This is a genomic window from Mycobacteroides franklinii (assembly GCF_001853795.1).
In the GTDB taxonomy this organism is placed as follows: Bacteria; Actinomycetota; Actinomycetes; order Mycobacteriales; family Mycobacteriaceae; genus Mycobacterium; species Mycobacterium franklinii.
The window spans coordinates 327,517-343,190 of sequence record NZ_MLIK01000024.1 but is presented as its reverse complement, the minus strand read 5'-3'; the positions used below and the strand labels follow the sequence as shown (position 1 = coordinate 343,190).

The following is a 15,674-nucleotide window of genomic DNA, read 5'->3' as shown; positions in this document are numbered from 1 at the left end:
CGTCTATCAGATGGGATCGCTACTGGAGTAGGTGTCGTTCGACTCAGGACGGGCACCGTAGCGCTGGGCGTACGCCTCGTGCTTGCGCGCGTGCTTCTCGCGGTTGCCGATGTCAGCGAGTTTCGGATCCAGATCGTGCTGGGCCAACCGGTAACGGCGCCAGATCTTGTTGAGGGCGTGGGTCATCAGAATTGCCCAGACGTAGATGGGCAGGGTAATCGCCACATGCAGCAGCGTTCCGCCGGGCAGAAGCCAGAATGGCGCCAGGATGAAGTGCGGCGGAATCACGTACCGGATCATGTGCCGGCGGACGGCGCCCGGCCCGGACAGGTCGTTGGCCACCCATTCCCGCATCGAGTCCGGTAAGCGCCGTCCATAGGCGTAGGTGATGAACTGCCCGATGCTGGGCCGGTCGGTCGTCATACAGAGCTCCTGGGCGCTAGACGGCTCTCGCCGGAGTGGACAGCAGACAGCCCTGCTGGAATACAGGTAAGGCCCCGGCGAGAGCCGTCAGGAACTATAGACGTGCCCCTGTCCAGCATTGTTGCCGGGTTGCTAATCTTTGCAAGTTGTCATGTGGTGAGATGGACTCGATATGGATGCACGTCAGCCGCTGTATCGGATGAAGGCGGATTTCTTCAAGACGCTGGGCCATCCGGTGCGCATACGCGTACTGGAACTGCTCAGCGAGCGCGATCAGGCCGTGTCGGAGATGCTGCCCGAAGTCGGCATCGAGGCAGCCAACCTCTCACAGCAGCTGGCCGTGCTGCGACGCGCAGGCCTGGTGACTGCCCGCCGCGAAGGCCAGTCGGTGCTCTACACCTTGACCTCGCCCCGTGTGGCAGAGCTGCTGGCGACCGCGCGCAAGATCCTCACCGGTGTGGTGGCCGATCAAGCCGAATGGCTCGACGGCACCGACGCGGCGAGCTAACCCCCCAGGCAGCCCGGTCCGAGTAACGCCTTGAGATCCCCCATCAGCGCCGAGGACGGGGTAACCCGCAGCGACTGATCGAGTTCCAGCGTGGTGACACGTTCGCCGCTGATCAACCGCAGATGCACCTGATTGGTACCGGGATGGCGTGCCAGCACCTGCTTGAGTGCCGTCACCTTGTCGATGGTGCACTGCCGCGTGGGCAGTGTCACGGCCACCGGACGGTCGTCGGATGCCTGCGAAAAATCAGGCACCACAAGGTCATTGGCGATCAGGGAGATCCGATCATCACGGATCGCCACCTTCGCGTTGACCAGAACCACGGCATCGTCGGCTATCTCGGCGCCGTACACCGAGTAGGCCTGCGGGAAGAAGAGCACCTCGATACCGCCCGTGAGGTCCTCCAGTTGCGCCGAAGCCCAGGGCATGCCGTTCTTGTTGACGCGGCGGTTGACCGAGGCCAGGATGCCGCCGACGCGCACCTGGGTGTCGTTGGCGATATCGCCCTCGAGGATCGTGGGAATCTGGGTGTCGGTCTGACGGCCCAACAGGTGCGCCACGCCGTTGAGGGGGTGCCCGGACACATACAGGCCCAGCATCTCTCGCTCCAGGGCCAGTTTGTGCTTTTCTTCCCACTCGTCGTCGGGAACCTTGATGGCGAAGACCTCCGAGGTGGCCGGGTCGTCCCCGCCCCCGAACAGATCGAACTGCCCCATGGCTTCGGCCTTCTTGGTGCCGAGCACCGAATCCACCGCGTCGGACTGCACAAGAAAGAGCCCCTTGCGGGGATGCCCGAGTGAGTCGAAGGCACCCGCCTTCACCAGCGATTCAGTCACCTTCTTGTTGCAGGCCGCGATATCGATCTTGTGCAGGTAATCCGAGAAGTCGGTGAAGGCACCCTTTTCCTCGCGCGTGGCGATGAGCGACTGCACCACGTTGGCACCGACATTTCGCACACCGCCGAGCCCGTAGCGGATGTCCTCCCCCACGGAAGCAAAGTTATGCACGGATTCGTTGACGTCCGGTGGGAGCACGGTGATGCCCAGGCGGCGGCAATCGGCAAGGTAGACGGCGGCCTTGTCCTTGTCGTCGCCGACGGACGTGAGGAGGCCCGCCATGTATTCGCCCGGGTAGTTGGCCTTGAGGTAGGCCGTCCAGAAAGACACCAGCCCATAACCGGCGGCGTGCGATTTATTGAACGCGTAGCCGGCGAACGGAAGAATGGTGTCCCACAACGCCTTCACGGCCTTCTCGGAGAAGCCGTTGTTGGTCATGCCCTCATAGAAGCCCTTGTACTCGGCCTCCAGCACTTCGAGCTTCTTCTTACCCATGGCCTTACGGAGCGCGTCGGCCTTACCCATCGAATACGAGGCGACCTTCTGGGCGATGAACATGATCTGCTCTTGGTAAACGATCAAGCCGTAGGTTTCGGACAGGATCTCCTTGAGCGGCTCCTCAAGCTCCGGGTGGATGGGCTTGATCGGCTGCCGACCGTTCTTACGGTCGGCGTAGTCGTTGTGCGCATTCATGCCCATCGGGCCCGGGCGGTACAGGGCCAGCACGGCGACGATGTCGTTGAACCCGGTGGGCTGCATGCGCCGCAGCAGGTCTCGCATCGGCCCGCCATCGAGCTGGAATACACCGAGAGTGTCACCCCGGGAAAGCAATTCGTAGGTTGCCGGGTCGTCGAGCGGCAGATGATCCAGGTCCAGATCGATGCCACGATTGGCCTTGATGTTGTCCAGTGCATCCCCGATGACGGTGAGGTTGCGCAGGCCCAGAAAGTCCATCTTCAGCAGGCCGATGGCCTCACACGAGGGATAGTCCCAGCCGGTGATGATGGCGCCGTCCTGGGCGCGCTTCCAGAGCGGGATGGCCTCGGTCAGCGGCTCCGAGCTCATGATGACCGCGCAGGCGTGCACGCCGGCGTTGCGGATCAAGCCCTCGAGGCCGAGCGCTGTCTGGTAGATGTTGCGCACATCCGGATCGGTGTCGATCAGGGTGCGGACCTCGGCGGCCTCCTTGTACCGCTCGTGCTCGGGGTTGGTGATACCCCACACCGGGATGTCCTTGGCCATGATCGGCGGCGGAAGTGCCTTGGTGATGCGGTCCGCGATCGCGAAACCAGGCTGCCCGTAGTGGATTCGCGCCGAATCCTTCAGGGCCGCCTTGGTCTTGATGGTGCCGAAGGTGATGACCTGTGCGACCCGGTCGCTACCCCACTTGTCCGTGGCGTAGCGCACCATCTCACCGCGGCGGCGGTCGTCGAAGTCGATATCGATATCGGGGGCCGAGGGCCGCTCCGGGTTGAGGAATCGTTCGAACAGCAGGCCGTGTGGGATGGGGTCGATGTTGGTGATGCCGAGCGCGTAGGCGACGAGCGAACCCGCGGCCGAGCCACGGCCCGGTCCGACCCGGATGCCGACCTCCTTCGCGTGCGAGACGAGGTCACCGACGACGAGAAAGTATGCGGGGAAGCCCTTTTGCTTGATGACATCCAGCTCGTAATGAGCACGGGTGAAGTACTCGTCGGGGACTCCCCCCGGAACCCCCTCGAAGCGGCGCTCCAGTCCACGGTCCACTTCCTTGCGCAGCCAGGAATCTTGATCTTCGCCCTCGGGTACCGGGAAGACCGGCATCCGGTCCTTGAAGTTCCAGACATCCTCGTACGACTGCACGCGTTCGGCGATCAGCAACGTGTTGTCGCAGGCTCCGGGGACGGCGTCATCCCACAGCTCCCGCATCTCGGACGCGGGTTTCAGGAAGTAGCCGTCGCCGTCGAACTTGAAGCGGGTGGGATCCGACAACGTCTTGCCGGTCTGCACACACAACAACGCCTCGTGGTTGTGTGCATGGTCCTTGGTGACGTAGTGACAGTCGTTGGTGGCCAGCGGCGGGATGCCGAGTTTCTTGCCGACCTCCAGCAGACCCTCGCGCACCCGGCGTTCGATGGACAGCCCGTGGTCCATCAGTTCCAGGAAGAAGTTGTCCTTGCCGAAGATCTCCTGCCACTTGGCCGCCGCGGCCACCGCCTCGTTCTCCTGCCCGAGGCGAAGCCTGGTCTGCACTTCACCGGACGGACATCCCGTGGTGGCGATGACACCGCTGGCGTGTTCGGCGATGAGCTCGGCGTCCATGCGCGCCCACTTACCCAGCTGACCCTCGAAGGAGGCCAGCGAGGACAGCTTGAACAGGTTGCGCAGGCCCGTCGCGTTCTCGGCCACCATCGTCATGTGGGTGTAGGAGCCCGAACCGGACACGTCGTCGGATTTCTGGCCGGGATCACCCCAGAACACGCGTTTGGTGTCGAACCGCGACGCCGGGGCGATATAGGCCTCGATACCGATGATCGGTTTGACCCCGGTGGCGGTGGCCACGTTGTAGAACTCGCTGGCGCCGTACATGTTGCCGTGGTCGGTCATACCGACCGCCGTCATGCCCAGGCGCTCCACCTCGGCAAGCATCGGCTTGATCTTCGCCGCACCGTCGAGCATCGAGTACTCGGTGTGGTTGTGCAGGTGCACGAACGAAGAATTCGAGGAGCTCACACGTGCCTTTCGTACCGACCCACGATGGGGGCGTCAATCGTTAGAGGGGTCAGTTTATGGCGACGGTCTGACAGACCCGGGCGTGTCGGGGGTGTGTCGTCGCGCTCATCCAGCAACCCGATTCCCAGCGGTCACAAAAGCCCCGCCAGCAACGGTTATGCCGAGGCCCAGCCCGGCGCGCAGTCGACGTCGACCACGTACGTCATGGTCTTCACGACAGTGCCGTCCCGGCCGGAACCTTCCCCCTCGATATGAAAGCTGTCGTCGTTCCTGGTCGCCTTGATCTGCTCACCGACGTTGTCTTCCTCGTGAAGCAAAATGATGAGCTCAGGTGTCTGAATATCGAACATCTGGACCGCCAGCGAACTCGGGTCAAGCTTCACCATCGCATGCCCCCCGGAGACCCTCTTCGGTCCGACGTTGATGAGTAGCTGGGTCACGCCTTGGTTGGTAAAGCAGTAGACCGGGCCGGGCATGTTCAACAGCGTGCCGTCGACCGTGACCCTGGCCGTGCCCGACTGGATGATGGTCGGGTGTCCGCCCCCGGTCCTCAGCGCTTTCACCGTTCTCTGCGGTGGCATCGCACCCGCGGCGGCAGCCACGATGTTCGCGTCCGCGGCCCTCAGTTCCTCTGCGCTCGGCTGCCCCGCGCCCGAAGCACAACCGGACAGCGCCATGGCGATCACTGCCGCCCCGATGATCATGTGTCGCAACACTCAATCCCTCCCGTTGATCGGCGCCATATCGCTCTGCGAAACGGTAGCCTGCCGGCCCATCGGGCGCTGCAAGATCAGCGAGCCGCGCACGGTGTCGACCGTGAAGATCGCCAGCGCCACCCAAATCAGGACAAAGCCCGCCCAACGCTCCGGCGACATCGCCTCATGCTTGACCAGCACGCCCCACAGCATCTGCAACGTCGGCGTCAGGTACTGCAGTAGCCCGAGGGTCACCAGCGGAATGCGTTGTGCCGCTACGCCGAACAACAGCAACGGCAGAGCCGTCACCACGCCGCTGAGCACCATCAGCGCCGTATGACCGTGGGCGTAGCCGAGGAAGTGCTGCTGCCCCGTCGCGCCGAGGAACACCAGGTAGGCGATCGCGAACGGTGCGGCGACGATCCCCTCGGCGGTCAGACTCACCCGCGGGTCGACGGTGACGGTTTTCTTGATGGCGCCGTATCCCGCGAACGAAACAGCAAGTATCAACGTGATGACGGGTAGCTGCCCGTAATTGACGGTCAGCACCGCAACCGCGCTGAAGGCCAGCACGAGCGCCACCATCTGCCATCGACTCAATGACTCCCGGAAGATCAGCACACCCAACAACACCGTCACCAACGGATTGATGAAGTACCCGAGTGCGGCGTCCAGCACATGCCCGGAGTTGACGGCGTAGATGTAGACACCCCAGTTGAGGGCGATCAGCACCGAGGCACCGACAAGCAGCCCCCAGTTGCGCAGGCCCATGGTGGCCAGATCACGCAGCCGACGAGAGACGGCAACGACAATCACCATCAGCAGCAGGGTCCAGATCATGCGATGTGCCAGGATCTCCACCGCGCTCGCCGGTTGCAGCAGAGGGAAGAACGCCGGGAACAATCCCCACATCAAGTAGGCGGCAGCGCCGAATAGGTAGCCGGACTTCAGACGACGGTTCTGCTCGGGAGCGGTAACGGCCGCGCTCATCGCAAAACGTCGAGCGCGTGCGCCAGATCCTCCGGGTATTCGCTGGTGATCTCCATCCAGCGGCCGTCCGTCGGGTGGGCGAAGGCCAACGATTTGGCATGCAGCCATTGCCGTTCCAACCCGAGCTTGGCGGCCAGCGTGGGATCCGCACCGTACGTCAGATCTCCACAGCAGGGATGTTTGATGGCCGAGAAATGCACCCGGATCTGGTGGGTACGACCGGTTTCCAGGTGTACGTCGAGCAAGCTGGCCGCGACAAACGCCTCGACGGTGTCGTAGTGGGTAATGGAGTGTCGACCGTCTTCGACGACGGCGAATTTCCAATCGTGTCCGCGATGCCTGCCAATGGGGGCGTCGATAGTGCCGCTGGATGGGTCCGGATGTCCTTGCACGAGAGCGTGATACCGCTTCTCGACGCGCCGGTATTTGAAGGCGCGCTTGAGCTCGGTGTACGCCTTCTCCGACAGCGCCACGACCATCACCCCGGACGTTCCGACATCCAGACGGTGCACGATCCCCTTGCGTTCGGGAACCCCGGAGGTGGTCATCCGGAACCCGGCGGCGGCGAGCCCACCGAGCACAGTGGGACCCGTCCAGCCGACCGAGGCGTGGGCGGCGACACCTGCCGGTTTGTCGACGGCAACCAGGTCGTCATCGGCGTAGAGGATCTTCATGCCCTCGATGACCTCGACACGGTTCTCCGGAGGGGCCTTGGGTTCGGGCAGCGTGACCTCCAGCCAGGTGCCGGCGGTCAGCTTCTCGGATTTGGCGACGACGACGCCGTCCAGGAGCACCGCACCCTCCTCGGCGAGGGTGGCCGCGGCGGTGCGCGAAAGTCCCAGGAGCCGAGCCAATCCCGCGTCGACGCGCATACCGGACAAGCCATCGGGAACAGGCAGGGAACGCGAGGTCATGATGGCTTGGTCTGGGAAGACTGCGCGTCCGCGCTCTCGGCGTCCTCGTGGTCCGGATTCACGTCGTGGTCCGGAGTCGCGTCCTCGCTGCTGGATTCCTGCGGCTGCGAGCGTCCTTCCCGGTCGTAGTCGTAACCGAACAGCGACAGCGCCACCAGCAGGATCGCTCCACCCACCACTGACGGGTCGGCGACGTTGAAGACCGGCCACCAGCCCACCGACAGAAAATCGACCACATGGCCGCGTAGCGGCCCGGGTCCGCGGAAGAACCTGTCGACCAGATTGCCCAACGCCCCGCCAAGAATCATGCCCAAGCCGATTGCCCACCACGTCGAGACCAACCGGCGACCGATGAACAGGATTCCCACCACAACCGAAATGGCGATGAGGGTCAGGACCCAGGTGTAGCCCGTCGCGAACGAGAACGCCGCACCCGAATTGCGCACCAGAGTCCAGCTGACGGTGTCGCCGAAGATCGGCACGGGTTTGCCCGGCTGTAGCAGCCTGACGGCAATCACCTTGGAGACGACATCCAGCACAAGCACCACCGCCGCCACGATGAGCAGCAGTTTTATCCGCCGCTTGGGCTTCGGGGCGGTCTCGGGCTCATCACTCACGCCCCCCATCATCCCTTACTCGGCGGGGCGCTTTGCGCAGCCTGTCTGCGATGATCGCGGCTGTGTCCCCTGCTCTTGGCCCGAAAGCCTCATCACCGACTCTCGTGCTGTTGACGACCGGCGGAACCATCGCGACCGAGGTGGACGGTGACGGCATCGCCCGGCACGCCAGTTCGGGGGACGATCTGCTGGCGGCGAGCGGCTACGGCGAGGTCCTGGTCGATGACCTGATGACGATCGACAGCGCGGAGATGACACCGCAACGCTGGCAGCAGATCGCCGCGTCCGTTCGTGGGCATGTGGCCCGCGGCGCGACCGGAATCGTCATCGCGCACGGCACCGACACCCTCGAGGAAACGGCCTTGTGGCTCGCGTTGACGTGCGCGGTGCCGGTACCCGTGGTGCTCACCGGGGCGCAGCGCAGCGGCGACCACCCCGAATCCGATGGTCCGGGCAATCTGCGTGATGCCTTGACGGTGGCCGCGAGCGGCGCCGTGCTGGGCGTCGTGGTGTGCTTCGCCGGCCAGGTGTACCCGGCCGTGGGCATCCGCAAGGTCGATCTGGCCGCCCCGGACGGGTTCGCCGGTGTGTCCCCCGTCGGGCACGTACGCGAAGGCCAGTTCTTACGTGTCGCCGACTCGCCCTCGGCATTTCTGGGCACCGTGACCCGCCCGGCGCTGCCACGTGTTGATGTCGTGAGCCTCTACCCCGGTACCGACGGCGTGGCGCTGGACGCCTACGCACGGGCCGGCGCGCAGGGCCTGGTGCTGGAGTCCATGGGCGCAGGGAATGCCAATGACGTTGTCATCGAATCGGTTTCCCGCCACATCGAGAATGGCATCCGCGTCGTGGTGACCACTCGGGTACCGGGTGGCGTACTGGCCGCAGGCTACGCACCGGGGCAGAAACTGGTCGATTCCGGCGCGGTGATGGTGCCTCACCTACGTGCCGGGCAGGCACGCGTGCTGTTGATGGCGGCGCTAGCCACCGGCTCCGATCTCGTCTCCGTCGTCGAGCGGCTCGGCTGACTCCCCCAGCCAATCCAAACTCGCCACCGGGTCGGCGCGGGTGACACCGGGATCGTCTACCGCGAAGGTACGTGCGATACCCGGCCCGCTACTGCGTGTCTCGAACCTCACCGTCATCACGCCGTGGCCGGTGCCCTGTATCCAGCCGTGGCCGAATTCGTGATGGTCGACATCGTCGCCGACGCCCCAATGGGATTTGTGTGGAACAGATTTCGCCAGGGACGGCGCCTCGTCGGTTTCGGCAACGGGTTCGGTCTGATCCAAATCGGGGAACAGCGAGGTCTGCTGTACATCCGAGAATCCCGAAAATCCGACGCCGACAAGACGGATGGGACCGATCTCTACGGGGTCAAGCAGCAGCCTGCGGGCGGCTGACATCAGCACGGCGCGTTCCGTGGTGGCATACGGCATGGTCGCCGACCTGGTGAGGATGCTCATATCCGAGCGCCGCAGTTTGACCGTGACGGTGCGCACGGCACGACCGTGCTTGATGAGGCGCTGATGGGCGTGCAGACCGATGGGCTCGATGGCCTCGCGCAGTTGATCCAGAGTGGTCAGATCATCCGGGAAGGTGGACTCCGCGCTGATCTGTTTGGTTTCGGCACGTTCGGCCACCGGACGCTCGTCGATACCGCGCGCAAGCTGGTGCAGCGCAGGGCCGATCGTGCCGCCCAATACCGAGGCCGCCTCACTGGTCCGCAATGCGGCGAACTGACCAATGGTGTTGATTCCCAGCCTGTTCAGGCGCTCTTCGGCGACAGGGCCGATGCCCCATAACTTGCGCACCGGCAGGTCATCGAGCAGCGACCGTTCCTCATCCGGTGCGATGATCCGCATGCCGTCGGGTTTGGCCAGCCCCGAAGCGATCTTGGCGATCTGTTTCCCCGAACCCGCCCCAACCGATGCGGTGAGACCGGTCTCGCTGAGCACACGCGCGCGAAGCTCCTCGATGTATTCCGCGACTGAACTTGTTGCAGCACCGGCTAATTCGGCAGGCTCTCCGAACGCCTCGTCGAAGGACAGCTGCTCCAGAATGGGGATCATCGACCGCACCGTCGCGAATACCCGCCTGCTGGCCACTCCGTATACCGAGCCCCGCGGCGGCAAGACAACGGCGTTGATGCCCACCAGGCGACGCGCCTGGTGCATCGGCATGGCCGACCGGGCCCCGAACACCCTGGCCTCATAGCTCGCACCGGCGACAACGCCCCGGCCTCCGGCACCGCCGACGAGAACCGGCCGGTCACGCAGGGTGGGCCTGGTCAACTGCTCGACGGAGGCGAAGAAGGCATCCATGTCGAGGTGCAGAACCCATCGACCGGCAGCACACACGCGATCATCGTATTGCGGGCTACTGACCGGTCAGAACTCTCAGCCAGTGGGGTACGGCGGCCCGAGCGCGGATTCCGTTCCATCCAGTCTGTCGGAAGCTCGATATGGATTGGCCGAATCCCGGTAGTCGCATGCCTGCAGGGCCCCTAGCCTGGGGTTATGGCAATGAATTTGGTGCACCGGTGGTGTTGTAGCTCGGATATGTGGGCACGCAAGACCGAGTCGCAGCTCCTCCCGTGGGCGCTGCAGGGGGTTGAGCTCGGTGCGGACACTCTGGAGATCGGTCCCGGTTATGGCGCGAATCTGCGCGTGCTGACCAAGCGCACTCCGCAGCTCACCGCGGTGGAGATCGACGAAACCATGGCGTCGCGGCTCCAACGGCTCTATGGCGATCAGGCAACCGTGATCCAGGGCGATGGCACCCGGCTGGGGTTCGACGACGATCGCTTCAGCTCCGTGGTGTGCTTCACCATGTTGCATCATGTCCCGACATCCGATCTGCAGGATCAGCTGTTCGCACAGGCACACAGGGTGCTGGCCCCGGGAGGTGTCTTCGCCGGCAGCGATGGCGTGCACTCCACGTTCTTCCGGCTGTTGCACATCGGCGACACCTACAACCCGGTGCCGACCACATCACTGCCGGATCGCCTGCGCGCCGCGGGCTTCACCGATATCGAGCATCACCTCGACGGCGGCAATCAGCGCTGGCGCGCGGTCAAGGCCGCATAGAACCGGGGGTCTGGCGCAGAGGTTGCCAGGGTGCCCGGCTGGGAGCGACCAACGCCTTGGCGTTGCATCGTTGTCGCTCCCAGCCGGGCACAGGAGACATCAACCGGACCGGGCCTAACCCGCTGCCTTCTTCAAGGACACCCGGACCCCGTCACCGAGATCGGTAGCGGGCGTCCGCACATCCTGACCGGCTTCACCGATTTCCAGTGTGGTGGCCAAGATTTCGCCCGCGATCAGATCGCGGTGGCGTTCCGCCCACGCGCGATGCTCGGCAGGCACGTCGAGGACGACCTCGATGCGGTCCGAGACCTCCAGGCCCGTAGATTTGCGTAGGTCCTGCAGCTCGCGGATGAGATCGCGCGCCCAGCCCTCTGCTTCCAACTCCTCGGTGACGGTGTCATCGAGTATGACCAGTCCACCACCTTCGGGAAGCGCTGCTGTCGAATCCGGCTCAGCGGCAACCAGTTTCGAATCGAACTCGCCTTCCTGCAGGGTGATACCCGCAGCGACGACGGTGCCGTCGCTGCGTTGTTCCCAGTCGCCGGACTTGACCGCGCGAATGACCGTCTGCACGTCCTTGCCCAACCGCGGGCCTGCGGCGCGTGCGTTGACCGTCAGCTCGAACTTGCCGTAGACAGCGATGTCGTCGGTCAGCTCAACGGATTTCACATTGAGCTCGTCGGCGATGAGTGCGGTGTACGGCTCCAAACGCTTCGGATCGGGCACCGCCACCGTGAGCTTGCGCAGCGGCAGCCGGACCCGCAACTTCTTGGCCTTACGCAGGGAAGACCCGGTGGAGGCGACCTTCCTGACCTCGTCCATGGCCGCCACCAGATCCGGATCAGCGGGCAGTACGGATTCGGGCACCCAATCGGTCAGGTGCACCGACCGCTCCCCCGTCAGTCCCCGCCAGATGACCTCGGTGGTCAGCGGCAACAGCGGCGCTGCCAGGCGGCAGATCGTCTCCAGCACGGTGTGCAGGGTGTCGATCGCATCAGCATCTTCATCCCAGAACCGCGATCGCGACCGTCGCACATACCAATTGGTGAGGGCGTCGGTGAATTGCCGTAACTGTTCGCAGGCGCCCGAGACATCGCAGTCATCCATGGCCTTGGTGAGGTCATCACGCAGCTGCGCCAACTTGGCCAGAATGTACTTGTCGAGCACCTGTGTCGAATCGGTCCGCCAGGTCCCGGGTTTGGGTGCGTACAACTGCAGGAAGCTCCACGCGTTCCACAGCGGCAGCAGGACCTGCCGTACGCCTTCCCGGATGCCCTGCTCGGTGACGATCAGATTGCCGCCGCGCAAGATGGGCGAGGCCATGAGGAACCAGCGCATCGCATCGGATCCGTCACGGTCGAACACCTCGTTGACGTCTGGATAGTTGCGTAGCGACTTGCTCATCTTCTGGCCGTCGTTGCCCAGGACAATGCCGTGGGACACACAGGTTCTGAAGGCCGGACGGTCGAAGATCGCGGTCGCCAGCACATGCATGACGTAGAACCAGCCTCGAGTCTGGCCGATGTACTCCACGATGAAATCGGCCGGGAAATGATTCTCGAACCACTCGGCGTTCTCGAATGGGTAGTGCACCTGTGCGTAAGGCATTGAACCCGAGTCGAACCAGACGTCGAAGATATCCGGGATGCGGCGCATGACGGACTTGCCGGTCGGGTCATCGGGATTGGGCCGGGTCAGCTCGTCGATGTATGGCCGGTGCAGGTTGGTCGGCCGAACCCCGAAGTCGCGTTCCAGCTCGTCGAGGCTGCCGTAGACGTCGATCCGCGGATACGCCGGATCGTCGGACTTCCACACCGGAATGGGGCTGCCCCAGTATCGGTTACGAGAGACCGACCAGTCGCGCGCGCCTTCCAGCCACTTGCCGAACTGGCCGTGCTTGACATGCTCCGGATACCAGGTGATCTGCTCATTGAGCTCGACCATCCGATCCCGGAACTCCGTCACCTTGATGAACCAGGACGACACCGCCCGGTAGATCAACGGGTTGCGGCAGCGCCAGCAGTGCGGATACGAGTGGTCGTAGGTCTCATGGCGCAACAGCACCGCGCCATTGGCGGCAGCGGCCCCCGTCCCCTGCTTGAGGTCCTTGATGATCTGCGCGTTGGCATCGAATACCTGTTGCCCCTGGTAGTCGGGCACTGTGGCATCGAATCGCCCCTTGGAGTCCACCGGGGTGACCGGAGTGATTCCCGCCTTGTCGGTGACGTTCTTGTCCTCTTCACCGTAGGCGGGCGCCATATGCACAATGCCCGTGCCGTCCTCGGTGGTGACGTAGTCGGCAGGCAACACGGTAAAAGCAGCGGGCGCGTTGCCTTCCTGGAAATACGGAAACGGCGGAAGATATCGCAGACCCAGTAGGTCCTCACCGGTATAGGTGTCCAACACGGTGGGCTCCTCGCCCAGTTCCCGCGCGTACGCGCCAACCCGTGCCTGCGCCAACACGTAACGGTCCGTTGTGCCATCACGACCCTCGGTCGCCACGACCACGTAGGTCACCTCGGGGTTCACCGCGACCGCCAAGTTGGATGGCAGCGTCCAGGGCGTTGTGGTCCAGATCAGCAACCGCGCCCCATCGAGGGCCGCCCACCGTGTGCCCTCGTTGCCGGCAATCCGGTAGCCGACGGTGACGGCGGGATCCTGACGACTCTGGTACACATCGTCGTCCATGCGCAGTTCGTGGTTGGAAAGCGGCGTCTCATCGCGCCAGCAGTACGGCAATACGCGGTAGCCCTCGTAGGCCAAGCCCTTGTCCCACAGCTGTTTGAACGCCCAAATGACCGATTCCATGAAGGTTGGGTCCAGCGTCTTGTAATCGTTGTCGAAGTCCACCCAGCGCGCCTGCCGCGTCACATACTCGCGCCATTCCTTGGTGTAGCGCAGCACCGATTCGCGGCAAGCTTCGTTGAACTCGGCAATACCCATCGAATCGATCTGGGACTTGTCGGTGATGCCCAGCTGTCGTTCGACTTCCAGTTCTGCGGGCAAACCGTGGGTGTCCCAACCGAATCGGCGATCCACCTGATATCCGCGCATGGTCTGGTAGCGCGGGACGATGTCTTTGACGTAGCCGGTGAGCAGGTGCCCGTAATGTGGCAGCCCGTTCGCGAACGGCGGCCCGTCGTAGAAGACGTATTCCGGGGAGCCGTCCCGGTTCTCGATACTGGCGCGGAACGTGTCGTCCTCGTCCCAGTAGCGCAACACCTGCTTTTCCAGCTCGGGAAGATTCGGCGATCCGCTGCGCTGATCGGCGCCTAGCGCGGTCCGCGGGTACGCGTCTGTGGATGAGCCGCTTGCGCGAAGACCATCAGACATATCGGTACATCTCCCTGTGCTCGCTGGCACGGGGACGATGGGACGCCGTCGGCGCACCTCCGCGGTACCACCCCGCTTGCCCCGACCTGTGCGGGGCCTCTCGCAATGGCTGTGACGGGCCTACCCGTCCGGTTCTACTGGGTTATCCGCGCTCGGCACGGAACTTTTCTTCCGGAGACTCCCCGGTGATGGCCGGATCGGTGTCTGTGACGGCAATTCTATTCGGGTGCGCTGATATGGACAAACCGGTTTCGAAGCATCATCACGGCGGCCAAGACCAGGGCCATTGCCAACAGCGCGCCCACGAAGAGCACCGTCAATCCCCAGCCACCTGCTTGGTAAGCCAGACCGCCTGCGGCCCCTGCCACCGAGCTGCCCAAGTAGTAGCTGAACAAGTACAGGGCCGACGCCTCGGCCCGGTCACGCTGTGCAACGGCGCCAACCCATCCACTCGCGACGGTATGGGCGGCGAAGAAGCCGGCGGTGAACACACCCACGCCGATGATCACGGTGACCAGTGAATCCGGGATGGTCAGCGCGAGCCCGACGGCAGTGATGACGACCGCGCAGATCAGGACCAGTCCCCGGCCACGGCGGTCCGCCAGCCGACCGGCCACCGCCGACGACGCGGTTCCGGCCAGGTAGAGCAGGAAGAGCAGCCCGGCTATGGCCGTCGGTAATCCGAACGGCGGCGCGACGAGGCGATAGCCCAGGTAGTTGTAGACGGTGACAAACCCACCCATGAGCACGAATGCCAGTCCGAACATGATGAGCAGGACCGGGTTTCGCAGGTGTACGCCGAGGACTCGCATCGTGGTGCCGACCCTGACCCTTTTCGGCACGAAGAACTGCGACTTCGGAAGCAGCACCGCGAACAGCACTGTGCACACCAAAGTCATTGCGCCGCTGCCCAGTAGCGCGATCCGCCAGTTGCTCACGTCGAGCACCGAGGACGCCACCAGCCGTCCGGCGAGCCCACCCACCGTCGTGCCCGCGATGTATCTGCCCATCGCCGAACCCAGCGAGCCCGGGTGCACCTCCTCAGCCAGAAATGCCATTGCCACTGCCGGAATTCCAGCCAGCGCGACACCTTCGGCAGCGCGGCCGATCAGCAACACCGTGAAGGTGGGGCTGGCCGGTAGCAGCAGCCCGATGATCGTCGTGGCGATCGCCGAGACCAGCATGACCCGGGTGCGGCCGAACCGTTCCGAGAGTGCACTCGCCGGAATGATCGACAACGCGAGCATTCCGGTGGTCACCGAGACCGTCAGCGCGGCAGCGGCGGGGCTCACCCTGAAATCCGCGGAGAGCGCCGGGAGCACCGCCTGCGTGCCGTAGAGGGCGGCGAAGGTCGCAAGCCCGGCGGCAAAGAGCGCGCCGGTCAGACGCCGATATCCGGCAGTGCCCGTCTGGTGGGGCACCGGGTCTGCGCCGCAGATCGCCGGAGTGCCCTGAGTACTCGGAGCCATCGCCATGGGTCTCAATGTTGCTCCGAACCCTGCATATTGCGGAAATGAGCAATTTGTCGCTTTATAATTCAGAAAAGACATAAATGGA

Annotated in this window: 12 protein-coding genes; 3 read left to right on the top strand and 9 right to left on the bottom strand. The window is 64.1% G+C overall.

The features are described 5' to 3' along the window. Positions 1 to 6: 6 nt before the first annotated feature. Positions 7 to 423 (bottom strand): DUF5313 domain-containing protein, encoded by a 417-nt coding sequence (locus tag BKG76_RS21075; protein ID WP_070939648.1) that lies wholly within the window; start codon positions 421 to 423, stop codon positions 7 to 9. Between the two features lie 172 nt (positions 424 to 595). On the opposite strand from BKG76_RS21075, the gene BKG76_RS21070 reads away from it, so the two are divergent. Then, positions 596 to 931 (top strand): ArsR/SmtB family transcription factor, encoded by a 336-nt coding sequence (locus tag BKG76_RS21070; protein ID WP_070939647.1) that lies wholly within the window; start codon positions 596 to 598, stop codon positions 929 to 931. Here the strand turns inward: BKG76_RS21070 and dnaE are convergent. The 5 genes from dnaE to lspA form a co-directional block, all read right to left on the bottom strand. Continuing rightward, entirely contained in the window at positions 928 to 4,479 is a 3,552-nt protein-coding gene (dnaE, locus tag BKG76_RS21065) for a DNA polymerase III subunit alpha (RefSeq protein ID WP_070939646.1), read from the bottom strand. The genes BKG76_RS21070 and dnaE overlap by 4 nt on opposite strands. A gap of 155 nt (positions 4,480 to 4,634) precedes the next feature. Then, positions 4,635 to 5,183, bottom strand: coding sequence for a lipoprotein LpqH (locus BKG76_RS21060; protein WP_070939645.1), 549 nt, complete (start codon positions 5,181 to 5,183; stop codon positions 4,635 to 4,637). A gap of 12 nt (positions 5,184 to 5,195) precedes the next feature. Next, a complete protein-coding gene (rarD, locus tag BKG76_RS21055; protein ID WP_070939644.1) occupies positions 5,196 to 6,164 on the bottom strand; it encodes an EamA family transporter RarD in 969 nt (322 codons plus the stop codon). Further along, positions 6,161 to 7,078, bottom strand: a complete 918-nt coding sequence (locus BKG76_RS21050) for an RluA family pseudouridine synthase (RefSeq protein WP_070939643.1) — start codon at positions 7,076 to 7,078, stop codon at positions 6,161 to 6,163. The genes rarD and BKG76_RS21050 overlap by 4 nt, the downstream gene beginning before the upstream one ends. Continuing rightward, positions 7,075 to 7,707 carry a signal peptidase II gene (lspA, locus tag BKG76_RS21045; RefSeq protein ID WP_070939642.1) on the bottom strand — a complete coding sequence of 211 codons (633 nt, stop codon included), beginning with the start codon at positions 7,705 to 7,707 and terminating at the stop codon, positions 7,075 to 7,077. The genes BKG76_RS21050 and lspA overlap by 4 nt, the downstream gene beginning before the upstream one ends. A gap of 98 nt (positions 7,708 to 7,805) precedes the next feature. On the opposite strand from lspA, the gene BKG76_RS21040 reads away from it, so the two are divergent. Next, positions 7,806 to 8,723, top strand: a complete 918-nt coding sequence (locus BKG76_RS21040) for an asparaginase (protein WP_070940036.1) — start codon at positions 7,806 to 7,808, stop codon at positions 8,721 to 8,723. On the opposite strand, the gene BKG76_RS21035 is transcribed toward BKG76_RS21040, so the two are convergent. After that, the gene (locus BKG76_RS21035) at positions 8,676 to 10,055 is read right to left on the bottom strand and encodes a DNA polymerase IV (RefSeq protein ID WP_083338153.1); all 1,380 of its coding nucleotides are present in this window, start codon (positions 10,053 to 10,055) and stop codon (positions 8,676 to 8,678) included. The genes BKG76_RS21040 and BKG76_RS21035 overlap by 48 nt on opposite strands. 159 nt (positions 10,056 to 10,214) lie before the next feature. On the opposite strand from BKG76_RS21035, the gene BKG76_RS21030 reads away from it, so the two are divergent. Then, the gene (locus tag BKG76_RS21030; RefSeq protein ID WP_206676682.1) at positions 10,215 to 10,784 is read left to right on the top strand and encodes a class I SAM-dependent methyltransferase; all 570 of its coding nucleotides are present in this window, start codon (positions 10,215 to 10,217) and stop codon (positions 10,782 to 10,784) included. 114 nt (positions 10,785 to 10,898) lie between these two features. Here the strand turns inward: BKG76_RS21030 and ileS are convergent, their stop codons facing one another. Together ileS and BKG76_RS21020 are read right to left on the bottom strand one after the other, a co-directional pair. Then, a complete protein-coding gene (gene ileS / locus BKG76_RS21025; RefSeq protein ID WP_070939639.1) occupies positions 10,899 to 14,117 on the bottom strand; it encodes an isoleucine--tRNA ligase in 3,219 nt (1,072 codons plus the stop codon). A 218-nt stretch (positions 14,118 to 14,335) separates the two neighbouring features. Further along, positions 14,336 to 15,592 (bottom strand): MFS transporter, encoded by a 1,257-nt coding sequence (locus BKG76_RS21020; RefSeq protein ID WP_070939638.1) that lies wholly within the window; start codon positions 15,590 to 15,592, stop codon positions 14,336 to 14,338. Between the last annotated feature and the right edge of the window lie 82 nt (positions 15,593 to 15,674).